Annotated in this window: 17 protein-coding genes, 1 pseudogene and 1 riboswitch; of the genes and pseudogenes, 4 read left to right on the top strand and 14 right to left on the bottom strand. The window is 37.8% G+C overall.

Annotated features, from left to right (window positions below):
- Positions 1 to 260: 260 nt before the first annotated feature.
- Genes FPQ10_RS08270 through FPQ10_RS08260 form a run of 3 tightly spaced genes read right to left on the bottom strand, consistent with a single transcriptional unit; the run spans position 261 to position 2215 of the window.
- Positions 261 to 461 carry a Ykof family thiamine-binding protein gene (locus tag FPQ10_RS08270; RefSeq protein ID WP_255439823.1) on the bottom strand — a complete coding sequence of 67 codons (201 nt, stop codon included), beginning with the start codon at positions 459 to 461 and terminating at the stop codon, positions 261 to 263.
- Between the two features lie 36 nt (positions 462 to 497).
- A complete protein-coding gene (locus FPQ10_RS08265; protein ID WP_144162869.1) occupies positions 498 to 1205 on the bottom strand; it encodes an MORN repeat-containing protein in 708 nt (235 codons plus the stop codon).
- 2 nt (positions 1206 to 1207) lie between these two features.
- Positions 1208 to 2215, bottom strand: a complete 1008-nt coding sequence (locus FPQ10_RS08260; protein WP_144162867.1) for a hypothetical protein — start codon at positions 2213 to 2215, stop codon at positions 1208 to 1210.
- 283 nt (positions 2216 to 2498) lie between these two features.
- Here FPQ10_RS08260 and FPQ10_RS08255 point away from each other — a divergent pair, with 283 nt between their 5' ends.
- From FPQ10_RS08255 to FPQ10_RS08245, 3 genes and pseudogenes are all read left to right on the top strand, one after another.
- Positions 2499 to 3665: a lactate 2-monooxygenase gene (locus tag FPQ10_RS08255; RefSeq protein WP_186278614.1), complete on the top strand. Its 1167-nt coding sequence runs from the start codon at positions 2499 to 2501 to the stop codon at positions 3663 to 3665.
- A 387-nt stretch (positions 3666 to 4052) separates the two neighbouring features.
- Positions 4053 to 4406, top strand: a complete 354-nt coding sequence (locus FPQ10_RS08250; protein WP_144162865.1) for a hypothetical protein — start codon at positions 4053 to 4055, stop codon at positions 4404 to 4406.
- A 217-nt stretch (positions 4407 to 4623) separates the two neighbouring features.
- A pseudogene (locus FPQ10_RS08245) lies at positions 4624 to 4839 on the top strand (ATP-binding protein); the annotation flags it as partial.
- A gap of 202 nt (positions 4840 to 5041) precedes the next feature.
- Here the strand turns inward: FPQ10_RS08245 and FPQ10_RS08240 are convergent.
- The 11 genes from FPQ10_RS08240 to FPQ10_RS08190 form a co-directional block, all read right to left on the bottom strand.
- On the bottom strand, positions 5042 to 5863 hold the full coding sequence (locus FPQ10_RS08240; RefSeq protein WP_144162863.1) for a MetQ/NlpA family ABC transporter substrate-binding protein: 822 nt from the start codon (positions 5861 to 5863) through the stop codon (positions 5042 to 5044).
- A gap of 17 nt (positions 5864 to 5880) precedes the next feature.
- Positions 5881 to 6546 (bottom strand): methionine ABC transporter permease, encoded by a 666-nt coding sequence (locus tag FPQ10_RS08235; RefSeq protein ID WP_144089672.1) that lies wholly within the window; start codon positions 6544 to 6546, stop codon positions 5881 to 5883.
- Complete coding sequence (locus tag FPQ10_RS08230) at positions 6536 to 7285, bottom strand: methionine ABC transporter ATP-binding protein (RefSeq protein WP_144162861.1); 750 nt, start codon at positions 7283 to 7285, stop codon at positions 6536 to 6538. Before FPQ10_RS08230 ends, FPQ10_RS08235 begins: the two co-directional genes overlap by 11 nt.
- A gap of 407 nt (positions 7286 to 7692) precedes the next feature.
- A complete protein-coding gene (locus tag FPQ10_RS08225; protein ID WP_144162859.1) occupies positions 7693 to 8289 on the bottom strand; it encodes a YkoF family thiamine/hydroxymethylpyrimidine-binding protein in 597 nt (198 codons plus the stop codon).
- A 24-nt stretch (positions 8290 to 8313) separates the two neighbouring features.
- Positions 8314 to 9039, bottom strand: coding sequence for an ABC transporter ATP-binding protein (locus FPQ10_RS08220; RefSeq protein WP_144162857.1), 726 nt, complete (start codon positions 9037 to 9039; stop codon positions 8314 to 8316).
- Positions 9040 to 9807 carry an ABC transporter permease gene (locus tag FPQ10_RS08215; protein WP_144162855.1) on the bottom strand — a complete coding sequence of 256 codons (768 nt, stop codon included), beginning with the start codon at positions 9805 to 9807 and terminating at the stop codon, positions 9040 to 9042. It lies immediately after the preceding gene.
- A complete protein-coding gene (locus tag FPQ10_RS08210; protein WP_144162853.1) occupies positions 9804 to 10091 on the bottom strand; it encodes a thiamine-binding protein in 288 nt (95 codons plus the stop codon). The genes FPQ10_RS08215 and FPQ10_RS08210 overlap by 4 nt, the downstream gene beginning before the upstream one ends.
- Positions 10092 to 10123: 32 nt before the next feature.
- Complete coding sequence (locus FPQ10_RS08205; protein ID WP_255439811.1) at positions 10124 to 11128, bottom strand: ABC transporter substrate-binding protein; 1005 nt, start codon at positions 11126 to 11128, stop codon at positions 10124 to 10126.
- 132 nt (positions 11129 to 11260) lie between these two features.
- Positions 11261 to 11370: riboswitch (TPP riboswitch) on the bottom strand.
- 244 nt (positions 11371 to 11614) lie between these two features.
- Positions 11615 to 12922 (bottom strand): 2-hydroxycarboxylate transporter family protein, encoded by a 1308-nt coding sequence (locus FPQ10_RS08200; protein ID WP_144162851.1) that lies wholly within the window; start codon positions 12920 to 12922, stop codon positions 11615 to 11617.
- Positions 12923 to 12933: 11 nt separating this feature from the next.
- Positions 12934 to 13797 carry an HpcH/HpaI aldolase/citrate lyase family protein gene (locus tag FPQ10_RS08195; RefSeq protein ID WP_144162849.1) on the bottom strand — a complete coding sequence of 288 codons (864 nt, stop codon included), beginning with the start codon at positions 13795 to 13797 and terminating at the stop codon, positions 12934 to 12936.
- 16 nt (positions 13798 to 13813) lie between these two features.
- Positions 13814 to 14992 (bottom strand): CaiB/BaiF CoA transferase family protein, encoded by a 1179-nt coding sequence (locus tag FPQ10_RS08190; protein WP_144162847.1) that lies wholly within the window; start codon positions 14990 to 14992, stop codon positions 13814 to 13816.
- A gap of 127 nt (positions 14993 to 15119) precedes the next feature.
- On the opposite strand from FPQ10_RS08190, the gene FPQ10_RS08185 reads away from it, so the two are divergent.
- Entirely contained in the window at positions 15120 to 15758 is a 639-nt protein-coding gene (locus FPQ10_RS08185; RefSeq protein ID WP_186278613.1) for a GntR family transcriptional regulator, read from the top strand.
- The last annotated feature ends 90 nt before the right edge of the window (positions 15759 to 15848 follow it).

Here is a 15848-nt window from a genome sequence, read left to right as displayed (position 1 = left end):
TTTAGTCTTTGTAAGTATTTATCCTAGTACATGTTTTTGGCTCATAGACACTCTTACAAAATAGAAAAGTATCAACGTGCAAGGATAACAATCGTTCAGGTTTTTTTGAAAACGGTTCACGGTTGAGAACGACACTGAACGATATAAAAAAGAGAAAGCCAGTTGATAATTAGATAATGAGAGAAGTGAATGTAAAGAAAGACCAGGTACTGTCCAATCATATGGACGGTCTCTGGTTTCTTTTTTGTAATTACGATGAACTACGCCTTATCTGTATGCGACGGACTATTTGCTGAAATGGAAACGGTCATGACACTATGGCTGGATCCACCTTCAACCGTCGCATTAAACGCCTTTTCTAAGCTATTGAATACTTGGATTCCTTCACCTTCTAAGCGTGTTGCTAAGGGAGCAGAAGAAACAGTAACATACGTTTTCATTGCTTCAATTTGTTGAAAAATAAGGTCCTTGTAGATGCTTCTTCAATACCAATTATATCAGAACCTCCCTTCAAAACGAATCTCCCCATCTTCATCACATAGAATACCGACTTCATAACTCCTTACACCGTAGAAGAAGCGGGAGTTCTTTTTTTGGATCCCTTCAAATTTTAAATTCCCATTCTCATAATACTCTTTTCCCCAACCGGCATATTGCATGTCTTCAAACTGTCCCTCATAACGAAGTATTCCAGATGGATAATACATTTTCCCGTATCCATGCGGCTTTTCATCTTTGAACTCACCTTCATACCATAATGTGCCGTCTTGCCAATATGCTTTACCATAGCCATGCTTATAGCCGTCTTTCCATTCTCCATCATATTTTAAGGCGCCGTTGTCGTAGTATTCTTGGTGATTCCCTTCTTTTCTTGCTTCATAATCAATTAGCTTCAAGCCATTTCTAAATTCACCTTCGTAAGTCATCTCACCAAGGTCATTAAATAGTTTGCCGTACCCTTCATACAAACCTTGATGCCAATCGCCTTCATAAATCTTTATTCCGTCGCGTCGATAGAGGGTTCCGAAACCATGCATGATGTCCTGGTGAAAGTACCCTTCGTAACGTAAAGGCTGATTCTCCGGATCATCAACAATCTCTGGGTAGTATAGTTTTCCGTATCCATGCATTTTTTGATCCATTGCTTCTCCTTCGTAAAGCTTGGTTTCGAGTAAAGGTTCATACCACACTACTTTTTCAGTCATAGCTATTCCTCCTTAAAATTGTAATAAAAATCTAATTCCTGATAGCAATCTTCACAATAAAAATAGCCATCAGGCACCCGGTAGGTATTCTCATCACTACTAATCATTTGATTACAATCAGGACAATTGATTTCATTGACGATTGAAACTTCGGACTCTAACTCTTCAACAGCAGTTAAATCATCATGCCAATTCAATCGTTGCAACGAATCATTCGTTACCCATTTATTTTTATTTTCTTTATCGCGGTATTTCCGGTGTGTATGGATAAAATCTCGCAGCACTTTAGGTCTTTTTCTTCTCCGCATGATTGTATCACTGACCACAATCGCAAAGCGTTCATTAGTCTCGGGGAGTTTTTGCTTACATTGTTCCATTAATTTCTCTAATTTTTCCGCGTCGTTCTTTAATATAGTAATCATTCGATTCATTTCTCTTGAGACAGGACCATCATCTCCGCCATTCCATAAAACATCTGAATAATCATCGTTGTAAAGAACGTTATGAATATCTCTCACAATAATCAATAGATCCAAATGTGTCTTAAAGTTTTTTGGAAAAGATCCGTTTAAAAAATAAGAATATCTTTCTTTCAGTTTTTCAAAATCCCAAAATAAGAACACATAATCATCTGCATAACTATCGTAATGAGAAACTGCCTCGTGGTCGTCAAAGCAATGCGTATTACAATATTGATGATGATCGATGTCAATGAGGTAGATGTCATCTAATGGTGTGAAACAATAAGTGCAATATCCCCACTTCGGTTTTGTGATCCACGTTTTTTCTTCATAGGAAAGCCACCCTTCACCTCTAATGCTACGTAACAAACGACCGATGTACGATTTCATTTTCCGTTTTCCAACCGTTTTTTCAATGGCTCGGTAAAGTGATCGATCGTACTCCTTTAATGCCTGTAAAACCTCAATACTTTTACTTTCTCGATTCTTTTTGAAGTGTTTTTTACAAAAATCTTTAAAATCGATGAACACATATTTTTCAATTAACATCTGATCCCCTCCTGCTACCAACATACATACGCCTTTTATATTTTTCTACGACCCAATTTAACTAGAACATTAGTTCTGTTATTGTTAAGATAATCAACATATAAATGGTGTAATAGAACGAGACCGATTGAGTGACCCAAAAAGCTATCGCAGAATTGTATCAAATTTTAACTCAAGATATTACACTCCATGTGGAAAATCACAAAAAGTTAGAAAATTCCCACATATCCGTGATATACTATATTAGAATAGGTATATAGCAATAAAAAGGGGGATAAGTACATTGGAGAATATCGGAAACAAGATTCAGTATCAAATTTATTCAACGATGCAAAACCCGGATCCTGACAGATTTCCAGTCATACTTGAGGAGTGGGAAGAACTAGCCCGTAAGAAATTAGCAGATGGTCCTTATTATTATATTGCGGGTGGAGCAGGAAGCGAAAAGACAATGCAGGCAAATTCGAAAGCGTTTACAAATCGAGAAGTTATTCCACGCATGCTAAGAAATGTGGATAAACGTGATCTATCGGTTGACCTTTTTGGTCAGAAGTATCCGTTCCCTATTTTACAAGCACCAATCGGCGTTCAATCGATCATTCATGAAGAAGGGGAAATTGGCTCGGCACTGGCATCCGCTGAAATGGGTGTTCCCTATATCGCAAGTTCAGCCTCTAGTGTGCCGATGGAAAAGATCGCAGAGGCGATGGGAGATGCTCCACGTTGGTTTCAACTATACTGGAGTAGAGACCCTGAGATTGCGGCAAGTTTCCTAAAACGCGCAGAGAAATCTGGCTACTCTGCTATTGTGGTGACATTGGACACACCGATGATGGCGTGGCGAGAGTATGATTTGAAAAATGTATATTTACCATTCTTAGCAGGTGAAGGTGTAGGAAATTATTTCACCGATCCGGCTTTCTTGTCTAAGCTAGATAAATCACCACAAGAGGATCCTCAAGCTGCCGTTATGCATTGGACGAAAGTATTTGGTAATACAAGCTTAACGTGGGATGATATCGACTTTTTGCGTGAACATACAAATCTACCAATCATTCTAAAAGGTATTTTACATGAAAGTGATGCTAAGCTTGCTGTAGAGAAGGGTGTCGATGGCATCATCGTGTCCAACCATGGTGGACGCCAAGTGGATGGTGCGATCGGAGCACTAGATGCACTTCCTAAGGTCGTAGAAGCTGTTGGAGATAAAGTACCGGTATTAATGGATAGTGGAATCCGACGTGGCTCGGACATTATAAAGGCAATGGCACTCGGAGCAAAAGCAGTACTTGTCGGAAGGCCGTTGATGTATGGCTTAGCAGTTGCTGGTCAAAAAGGCGTAAAAGAAGTCATGCAAAATATGCTTGCCGATTTGGATATTACGTTAGGATTGACTGGTCAAAGTTCAGTAAGTCAATTGGATTCGTCCTTACTGAGGGAAATGGAGTAGATGATAAACTACAAGGTGGTAGAAATCAACACTGACTAAATTATTGGAAATAATGATTTTTTATTGCCTAGAAAGCAATCAATTAATATTTTCTTTAAATTTTGATGGTCATAAAAAATTGAAAATTAGAAAGCCAGGATGATTTTTTATGAAAAAGAAAACTTATAAATTATCCAATCATATTTGGATTAAGCGCTTTTTTTATTACATTAATTTTGGCTTTTCTTATCGAATCTTCCTATCCTATTTTAGCAAGTCTATTCGTTTGCTTTTTAGTTTTTGAATTGAGTTATTACTATAATTTTAATAAACAGAGAAAACATAGCAATCTTTAAAATAACCTTCACTCTCGTACCTCATATCAAATAGTTTGGGGAGAACCGTTATATGAGTACAATCCTAAAAATCATTGAAATTACTCTGCTTGCAATATTTACTATTGCATTGTTTTTAGATTTCTTTCCGCAACCTAATTTGCCAGACTGGTCCTCCCAAGTATTTTGGTTTGCATTAATATTGCTAATTATTGCAGGATTTTTAAGTAAAAAGGTAGATACAGATGAAAGCTCAAATAATTTTGGTAGGTTCCTATTTTTTTATACGATATCGCTAATTATTATTTTCTCAATAGCTGGAGGAGAGTCACAAGCCGGGATTTCATTAACTGAACCGTATATTTGGATTGTTATTGTTCTAGGTTTTTTTATTGACAATAGAGGAGTTAAAAAACATAAAAATTAAAAAAAGCGAGTGCTCACTATATTTCAGCACCCGCTTCAATCAGTAGGAAACTTTGACTATCATCTGTTAACTCATAGCTGTATTACCGCATCCATGAGACTTTCCATTCTTTGTTCCTGCTATGGTAAATGCATTTTTTCACGGCTTTAAGATAAGCAACCACGTTTTCAACATTGTAACTGAGTTCGTGAGTTTCCTGATCAATTAAACTTAATCCTTTCATTTAATCAATCACCTATACGAACGGAGCTCAATCATATTAACGTCGAATAAAGGACCTGATGAATGGGGAGAGCTGCTTGGTGACCAAGGAATAACAACGGCGATCCTAGATCGCCTCCTCCATCGCTCAGAGGTTGTTCATTTAAATGGGGCCAGTCATCGAATTAAATATAGGCAATCTTTGTTTCAAGAGAAAAGTGTTCAAAATTAATGAGCAGAAAATGTTCATTTCTACTTGACGGTTACACAACTTCGCATTGTTCAAAATACCTCTAACGACTTTGATAAATTTATTGAAAATAATAATCTGAAGAAATAATTGTATGATCACTTCCGCGTATGTTTCTACTACGAATCAAAATAGAAGCGTACCTACTTTCTCGGTACACTTCTAAATAAATGAGATTTTCTTATTAAAATGCCGGTACAGCTGATTCTCCTTCACGTCCCGTTAGAAACTCTCTTACCTCTTCACTTGTCATTGCTTCCCTTAACTTTTGAATTAATTCAGAATCCGCATTATCTTCGCGGGCTACTAATGTAATCGCAAATTTGTTATCTTCTTTTTCTGTGATAAGTGCATCATCAGCTGGTGTTAAATCTAAATGGCTCGCATGTGTTGGGTTCATAATAACTCCATCCACATCTTCATATAAACGTGATAACGAAGCAATTTCTGTTTGTTCAAAACTGAAGTTGTGTGATTCATCGATAATATCATCTAATCCATATTGCTCTCCGTCAATCTCATTTAGCTCAATCAAACCATGGGATGCTAATAAGCGTAAAGAACGATCCACATTAGATGGGTCATTGGCAATACCAATTGTTATGTCATCTGGTAATTCATCAATACTTTCATATCCATCTGCATAAAGGCCGAAGTTAGCAAAATAAATCGGTTGAACGTCAACTAAGTTACCATCGGCATTTTCATTAAATTGTTGCATGAATGGTACATGTTGTGAAAAGTTTGCATCGATCTCTTTGTTTTTTAGTGCTTCATTTGGCTGTATGTAATCGCCCATCTCAACAACTTCTACCTCAATACCATCTTCGGCGAGAAGTTCTTTTGCAATTTCTACAACATCTGTCATTGGTGACTCAACAGCTGCAACTCTTAATGTTTGTACGTCATTTTCTTCATTTGCATTATTATCTGTTTGATCATCGCCACTACATGCAACTAGAAATGTTACGAGAGCGATCATAATTACTAATAGTGATTTTTTCATAGATTGTTCCCTTCTTTCTACCTTTTATCTATTTTTCTTGCTAAGGTTATCCCTGAATATTGGATAATTTGTACAAATATCACGATAATGATAATGATATAAACCATTAAATCTGTTCGATATTGTAAATAACCATATCGAATGGCAAAGTCCCCAATTCCGCCACCACCGACAACCCCCATAATCGTTGAATAGGAAATAAAACTAATTGTGGATGTCGTCATACTTAAAACGAGGGCAGAACGTGATTCAACATATAAAAACTTAAAAATAATATCTTTAACGGATGCTCCCATCGAGACAGCTGCTTGAATCACCCCCTTTGGTACATCGAGTAGGGATTGCTCCACAAGTCGTGAGTAGTGTGCAATGGCAATCACCATCATAGGAAGTGTTGCGGCAGCTGTACCTATTGCAGTTCCCATAACAAATCGCGTAAATGGGATCATAAAAATTACGAGTAGTAAAAATGGGAATGAACGAATAATGTTCACGAGTAAATTTAAAGATGAAAAAACGAGTCTGTTCTCTAGTAATTGTCCCTTACGACATAGAAATAAAAATGTTCCAATGGGTAGTCCAACTAACAATGCCGCTAATACTGAAAAACCTACCATAATAGATGATTCGACAATCGACTCCCAAATCTCAGATTGATACTCCACTAATACTTCAGGAAGGATTGGAATCACCTCCTGACTTCAGCTGTTCGACAAATGTTGCTGCCCCTTTCTTACTTTTATTTACACCTGTCGGCTCTATTTCTACTACCTCATAAATTTGACCATCTTCCATCACTGTTACTCGCTCAGAGAGGCTTCTAATGACTTCCATCTCATGACTCACAATGATGATGGTTACGTTAAGTTGCTGATTAATTTGCTTTAGTACCTCAAGTATTTCCATTGTCGTTGTTGGATCAAGTGATGATGTTGGCTCGTCACATAACAAAACGCTAGGATTATTAACAATGGCACGTGCAATAGCGACACGCTGTTTTTGTCCCCCACTAAGTTGTCTAGGATACTTATCTTTATAGGCTTCAAGACCGACGAAACGCAAGCTCTCCATCACGCGTTCTGTTCGGTTCTTTTTTGCTATTTTGGCAATTTCTAATGGCACAGCGACATTATCAAAAACCGTTTTGTTGCCGACTAAATGAAATCCTTGAAAAATCATGCCTAACGACTGGCGTATATTTCGAATCTCTTTGCCTTTTAAATGATTGATTTTTTTATTGTTAATAATGACATCGCCCTCATCAGGTTTTTCAAGTAAATTCATCATACGCAATAATGTAGATTTTCCTGCGCCACTCGAGCCAATAATACCGTGGATTTCCCCAGGTTTAATGTTTAATGATATGGATTGAATCGCTTTAAACGCGCCGTATCGTTTGGTAACATTCTGTAAACTAATCATAGAAGCCTCCAATCTTGCAGTCATGTGAAAAGTTCGATCGGTATATTACAATCTCTTTCAAGTTGTTATATATTTAAATTCTATAATGAGTGTAATAGTTACTACATGTCTAATCAATGGTTAAGCTTCTGTTATAGTAAATGTAGGATTAGAACGGGCAACTGTGCACTTTGGTTTAGCCAGTACACGACTCGGCCGCGGAATGAAATTACTTCATCCTCTAGCCCCAATTCACTGATTTAGGATTACGCTTAATTCCGTCATTTAAATTTCTTCAATTATATATATAATCATTCTAAGTAAATAAAAAAACCAAGCCGGCAAGTAGAAGCCGAACGTTCTTCTACTTACACAGTTTAGATTACACTATCTCGTGGTCTCTGGTCTCTTTTCTAATTACGATGAGCTTACACTTTATCTGTATGCGACGGACTATTCGCTGAAATAGAAACGGTCATGACGGTATGACTAGATCCACCTTCAACCGTCGCATTAAATACCTTTTCCAAGCCATTGAATACTTGGATTGCTTCACCTTCTAGGCGCGTTGCTACAGGGGCAGAAGAAACAGTAACAAACGTTTTCATTGCTTCGATTTGTTGAAAAATAAGGTCCATGTAATCTCCGCCACCTAAAGGGTAGAGGGAGAACTTCGCTGCAACGTACTGTTTTGTATCTTCTACTTTTTCTTTGTTCAGCGGGATTTCATCAACCTCAAGGTTAGTGTTTTCACCGGGATCTCCTGGGCATCCACACATATAAGTTGCTTGGAATGCAACATGTTTCCCGGTCTTTGCCGCATGTATAAATAACGCTTTTGTTACGTCGAAAACATGAGTGGACATCCCGCGTACACTTGTTGAAACATCATCCGTTTCCAACCAGACGTTTGATGTATCGACTTCATCTAACGCGCCGAGAATGATGTCCTTAAAATCATCACTCATCGGGTGAATGGAAAAACTCGCGCTAACGGTTTGATTACTACAAGATTGATTTTGCATCATCATTCCTCCTCATTGATCTGTTTAATATTGAATGACATCCATAATCTTTCTTTTCCACTGAAGAAATTCTTCTGAAAGCAATAATTCTTCATCTCGTGGTCTCTTGAATGGGACTTCAATGACTTCTTTAATTTCTGCAGGGTTGACGGATAGGATAATAATTTTATCCGACAGAAATAATGCCTCGTCAATATTATGGGTAATAAAGAGAATCGATTGTTCGTCATCCTCCCAAATGGATAAAAGCCACTTTTGCATATCGGTTCTTGTAAACTCATCAAGAGCCGAGAACGGTTCATCGAGCAGCATCAATGATTGTGGACTTAACAAAGCACGGATGAAAGCGACCCGTTGTTTCATGCCACCAGATAACTCATGAGGATAGGCATGAATCACATCACCGAGTCCTGCTCTTTTTAACATCGCTTCAGCTCGTTCGTAATCTTTCTTTCCTTGTAGTTCCTGGCCGACTAACACGTTTTCTATAATCGTTCGCCATGGAAATAAGGAGGCTTGCTGTGGCATATAACTAATGAAGCCACGTTTATTGGTTATATTTTCTCCACTTAAATAGATCTCACCAGCATCTGGTTCAAGAAGGCCTCCAATCAGACTAAACATCGTACTTTTTCCACTTCCAGAGGGACCGATTACTGAAACAAACTCTCCATTCGCTACGTGAAGTGAAATTTCCTGAAGAACTTGTTTTTGTCCAAATGACTTACTCACATGACGTAATTCCAACATCTAATTGCTTTCCCCCTTCTTCTGCCAGCGAATGAAAAACTTCTCCAATAATAGAATCAGTCCATAAAAGGCTAAGCTGATGATCATTGCAACGATAATGGCTACAAATACGCGTGATGTTCGATAGGAAGAAGCGGCAAGTGTCATAAATACCCCAATACCTTTTTGTGCACCCAACCATTCGGATACGACAGCTGCCATGACGCTGTATGTTCCTGCGATTTTTAGTCCTGAAAAAATCGACGGAATGGCATGTGGCAATTCCAATTTCCAGAATAACTGCGCTTTATTCGCGCCCATCATTTTCATATAGTGGACTAACTCCCGGTTCGTTTGTGTAAATCCACCTAAGGCGGAAACGGCAATCGGAAAGAAACAGGCTAATGTAATGATGATTAACTTAGGTAGCGCATTGAATCCGAACCAGATCACAAGTAATGGGGCGAGAACGATAATCGGCATATTTTGAGAGATAATGATAAAGGGAAAAAACGTTTCTCGGACTCTCGGCATGAGATGTAATATCGTTGCTACCCCTAAACCAACTGTCGTCCCGATGAGAAAGCCTGAAACAGATAATGTTACAGTTGATTGTAGATGAGGCAAAAAGGTTGGAATAACGCTTTTCGCCTCCATCACAATATCGGAAGGAGCAGGGAGTAGCCATTCCTCAATGGAAAAAAGTCGTGTTGCTACTTCCCATAGCCCGATAAATAATAAGATGGCAAGGATTGGTCTCCATATTTGTTTCAGTAAACTCGTTTTCATTCGTATTTCTCCACGAGCTCATCCATTGTGATTCCTTCTGGTCGATAAGCAATTTTAACTTGGGAGATGACACTTGGAGCACCTAATGCTGACATTTTCTCATTCATTTTCTGTACAATTTGTAGTAGCTCCGACAATTCGCCTTCCATCGTTGTTTCCAATGGGTGTACGCTGTATTTCACATTGGTTGCCTCGATTACGGCAATTGCTTCTTCCACAAATGAATATACATCTTGATCGTCGACCTTAGGGATTATTTGAATACTTAACAAGGCATTTGCCATAAAAACACTCCTAGTTTCTGTAATCTATGAACCTACTTCTCTGGTAAAAACTCATTCGTAAATGCTTGATCAATATCTACTGCTTCATCGATAATGTCATTTTCTAATAAAAAGTCAGCAAATTTCTGCCATCTTTCTTGTTCTTGGATACCAAACTGTTCGGCATCATCTTTGTACCGAGGTGATAGCCATTCCTGACTGCGTTTCACCAGTTCCGGGTCAAGATCAGGTACTTCATCAATTAATACTTGTGCAGCTTCTTCTGGTTGCTCAATCGCAAACTCATACCCTTTCACAGCTGCATGTGTAAAAGCTTCTACCAACTCTGGATCTTCGGAGATCATCTTTTCATTAGTAGCAAGGATCGGTGTGTAGAAATCAAGTTTGTCGGAAAAGTCAGCGAGATAAACCATGTTTAAATCTACACCTCTTAGTTCTGCTTCAATTCCCGTCCAACCATAATAGACAAGTGAAAAGTCGACATCGCGTTCAACAGCAACGAAAAAGTCAGAGTCCCCCGTTGTAATGAAATCAACTTCTTCTACATCGGCATTATCATTTTTCATGATTGTTGTCATCATCGCTCTCTCAAGGTCAGAACCGTATGCTCCAAACTTTTTCCCTTCAAAATCTTTTGGCGAAGTAATCCCTTTTTCTACAGGGGAAGCATAACCGGCTGTATTATGCTGCATCACTGCTGTAATGGAGACGAGTGGAAGACCTTCCGAGCGCGCCTGTGTAAGGCCTTCTTGGTAACTAACCCCAAAGTCCGCTTTCCCGGCGGCTAGCAGCTGATTCACGCCAACTTCGCCAGGTAGTAAAATTTCAACATCTAGGCCTTGTTCTTCGAAATAGCCCTTTTCTTTTGCGACATAAATTCCTGTGTGGTTCGTATTCGGTGTCCAATCGAGTGCGAATTTTACAGGTGTTAGGTCAGCATTGCCTTCTTCGTCACTTCCATTACTTTCATCGTTTTGGCCACAAGCTGCTAAAAAAGCGATTCCTACAAACAAAATGATGCTCATCCATTTTTTCACGTAAATACCCCCATTTGTTTTCGTTATATGAGAAGGGTCCCTTTTAGAATAATCAGCATGCTCACACAAAATAAAAAGTGCGCTAAAGGGTGGTCCTTTAGCGCACAGGAATATATCTCATTTATGTGTAAATGATTCTAATGAAATGTTCCCTCCGCTGGTACCAACCAGATCAGGTTCAAAGGGTTAGTATTTCAAGAATACAATCTCAGCTAGCATCACTAGCTCCCCTACATATAACGTATGAAGTTTTTAAATTGCGTTACAATCCACAGTATGCCATAGGTAGAATGCGCTTGCAAATAAATATTTTGAAGAGAGGGAATTCGGGGAAATAATGACTTAGATTACTAGAGTTCTGAATCTGGGGCGTGAACGCCATGACGGTAATAATTTTTGTTTCAGAGATAAGTGAAGTAGACGAATGAATTCAGGAAGAAGCAATACATAAGCGGCTATCATCAGATGATAGCCGCTACTTATATTCTATAACAACGGTACAATTAGTCCTGCAATCAACAAAATGAGTGCTCCGCCAAGACGAGAGGCAATTTGAGCGAAAGGCATTAATTCCATTCGTTTGGAAGCTGATAGCACAGCGACATCGCCTGTTCCTCCCATATTAGCCATACATAAACCTGCAGTTATAGATGCTTCGATTGGATGGAAACCGACTAGTTTACCGAGTATACCAGCTCCAAGGGCTGCTCCAAACACCACGCTAAATACAAGTAAGATGTATTCTAGAGTTAAGGCATTAATCACAGCATTCAAGTCAGTATAAGCGACTCCAATACCAATTAGGAGTGCAAGTGTCCAGTTTTTTGCAACAAACTGATACCATTGGTTTGCCCCGGACTCGATAATCGGTGGTAACCAACCAGCGAGCTTGAATACGGCAACTGAAATGATCATTAGTGCATATGGGTGAAGTGGAATGAAGTTACCAAGCATTTGACCGATGATATAAAACGTTAAAGCTGCTAAGACTCCAATTCCCATTTCTCCAATGTTATACGTTATCTTTTTATTCTCTACATCAAATCCAGCCATTAATTGTCCGTTTCCTGTTAATGAAGGGAATTTATTACCTAACATATTTAATAATCCAGCGAAAATAATAGCTATGACGTTTCCTAGTGCTAATGCAGGCACCAATATCGAGATATAATAAGAAGGGTCATTACCCAAGATTTCTGAGTAAACCTGGGACATAGGGATTGCACCTGCTCCCATACCTCCACCCATGATAGGCATTGCAATTACTAAGATTGCATCTTTAAAACCGAAACCAATTACTAATCCAACAAATCCTGCTAAAATTATGGACCCTGCTACGGCTGCAAGAAGAGGTAGGGCAAACTTTACACCAGCATTTTTCAATGTTTCAGAGTTCATTCCTAGTATACTTCCTGTTATTAGTGCAGCGATATAAAAGTTTAGAAAGCCTCCTGATTTCATAAAGTCAGTAATAAGTGTAACCGTCTGATCAGGGATCAGATTAGCATATACCATAAAAGCGGAACCGAAAATTGCTAGGATTGCACCGCCACCTAGATAGCTCCTTAAGATTGGAGTATGATCACCAATCCAGCCAAACAACTCACCTAATACCATCATGATGAGTAAACCACCTATAATTCCTGTAGGTAAATTATCAGTATACATAGCCACTAATGCCAAAGCAGTTATAACTGCAAACCATACAATGGGAATGTTAAAAATACTTACTCGACTTCTAGTTGGATTTGTGTTCATTTTAAATTGATCATTTTTCTGAGCTGGTTGCGCCATATTTTATCCCCCTAGTTTTTTGATTTAATTAGTTCATATTCATTAAGAATCCTCTCAGCTTTCTCAATAATCGGCTTATCTATCATCTTTCCATCTAATTGAAAGGCCCCTTTTTCTTTAAGAGCCTGGGATACCAATTGTTGTGCAAATTCAAATTCTTCTTTTGAAGGAGAAAACACAGCGTTAGCACCTTTAATTTGGGATGGGTGGATTAATAATTTTCCTGCAAAACCTAACGCTTTAACATATATACAATTTTCAATGAACCCATCATTGTCTTTGAAGTTCGTATAAACAGTATCAATTGGCTGTTTTATATTTGCACAACGAGAAGCAATAACCATTTTTGATCGTGCATATAGTAATTCCATTTCTCCGTCTGTAATTTGAGCGCCGATATCGGTGGTAAAATCAACACCACCGAAAGCTAACATCATAACCCGTTGGTGACTAGATGCAATTTCTATAGAGTTATGCACTCCTAGAGCACTCTCAATCAGAGGAATAATCGATAATTTTGATTGTCTACTTCCTTGATTTTCAATTGTTTCAAGATGTTCTGCAAGCTCTTCAATATTACGTCTTGATGAGGACTTTGGAAGCATTACACCTTGTAATGACACCGCATTGCTTATTTCCAGGATTAATTGCATGTCTACTTGGAATTCACTTGTTTCTATACTGTTGACGCGAATAAATACAGGTTTTTCCCAGTCGCCAATATATTTCCTAATCAAATCTCTCCCGATATGCTTCTCATCAACTCTAACTGCATCTTCTAAGTCTATAATTATTAAATCCGCCTGTAATTCATTTATTTTCCTGAGCATCTTTTCTTTATCTGCCGGTACAAATAACAAAGATCTATTTAACATAATTAATCAGCCCTTTTTATATAACTTGAGAGTCTTTTAATTGTTTTATTGTATCTTGATCCATACCTAGTTCTGTTAATATTTGATTTGTGTGCTCACCTATTTCTGGAATAGGAGATACTTTGATGTCTTCTTTACTATTTGCGGCTGGTGGGAGGAGTGATTTAATCCTTCCTACTGGTGTCTCAACATCTATCCATCTCTTTCTTTCACGAAGTTGAGTATGGTTAGCAAATTGCTTAATGTTTTTTAATTGAGCATTAGCAATTTTATTTTCTTCTAGTTCATTCATAACTTCATGCAGACTTTTAGTGTTTAAAACATCTTCTATTTCACGTTGCAAACTTTCTTTGTTCTCAACTCTTTTCGAATTGTTACAATAACGAGAATCTACAGCCAGGTCAGGGTTATGTAAAATATTTTCACAGAAATTTACCCATTCTCTTTCATTTTGGATGGCAAAGAAAATAGTCTCTTCCCCAGCGGTTTGAAAAGGCCCATAAGGATAAATAGTTGCATGATGAGAGCCTGTACGTTTTGGTTCCTTATCTCCATAAAGCGAGTAATACATTGGGAATCCCATCCACTCACCTAATGCTTCTAACATGGATATATCCAGTACTTCTCCTTTACCGGTTCTAGCTCTCTTGATAATGCTACTTAAGATACCACTATATGCATACATGCCAGCTGCAATATCTGCTACTGAAATTCCTGCTTTAGAAGGTGTTTCTTCAGTTCCCGTGATCGATAAGAAACCAGCCTCACATTGAATGAGCAAATCATAGGCTTTCTTGTTGACGTAAGAGCCATTAGAACCATAGCCAGAAATATTACAAATAATTAACTTGTCATTAATTTTATGAAGTTCTTCATTACTAAAACCTAAACGATTCATCGCCCCTGGAGCTAGGTTTTGAAGCACTACGTCTGCGTCTTTTAGTAAATCTTTAAATATTGATTTACCTGAATCCGCTTTCATATTTAATGTAAGAGATTCTTTGGATCTATTAATCCACACAAAGTGACTAGACATTCCTTTTACAGTTTGATCATAGTTTCTCGCGAAATCACCAGTTTCAGGTCTTTCAATCTTTATAACACGAGCCCCTAAATCAGCGAGTTGCCTGGAGGCAAATGGCGCTGCAACGGCTTGTTCTAATGAAATGATTTTTATACCTTCTAAGGGTAACATTTTAATCCTCCAATTGTATTTTGTATAATGTATTTTGTATCCAAATAATAAAATAATTATATTTGTTAATTTTTAAATTGTCAAAGAGTTATAATGAATATATCAATACAAAATGAGGAAGATAATTATGAAAAAAATAAAAAAGTTATCAACGACGGATCAAGTTCTTCATTCTCTAAGAAGCTCGGTTTATAATGGGAAATTACAGAAGGGACAAGAGATTACGCAAGAAGGTATTGCGAATTTATTAGGAGTTTCGCGAATGCCAGTTAGGGAAGCTTTTCAAGTATTAGACAGAGAAGGGCTTATCAATATTCAGAGTAATCGCAGAGTTGTAGTAATTGGCTTGAGAAAAGAAGATATTGAAGTTCACTATGAAATTCGTGCATTCCTAGAAGGGATGGCTGCAGAACGAGCTTGTGATTCCCCAGAACATTTTGATGAACTTCAACAAATTCATAATAGAATTAAACATTCTGAAGGTAATAGTTATGTAGAATTAAATGAAGCCTTTCATTCGTTTATATGGAAAGCTTCGAAGAGTGCACGGCTATTTTCATTACTCTCAGATTTATGGAATGGATTACAGCCACAATTCCCGGATTTTGTGGATTTCCAAGTGGAAAAATCAATTAAAGAACATGAACAAATTGTACAGGCAATTATAAACCAAAATAAACAAGCCGCTCGCGAACATGCTCAAAATCACGTATTGAGAACAAAAGAAGATTTCTTATCTAATATTAATTCAAATCCGCAAAATTAAATAAAAGAAACTAGAATATATTAATAATATTGCTTTTAGCTACACTAAATCTAAAGCTCATTTCTTTCCCTGCAAAAATAAAAGAGACCG

The organism is Allobacillus sp. SKP2-8, assembly GCF_007559355.1.
GTDB classification, from domain to species: Bacteria; Bacillota; Bacilli; order Bacillales; family Alkalibacillaceae; genus Allobacillus; species Allobacillus halotolerans.
Note: the sequence above shows the minus strand (reverse complement) of the source record. Positions and strands in the feature narration are given on the sequence as shown.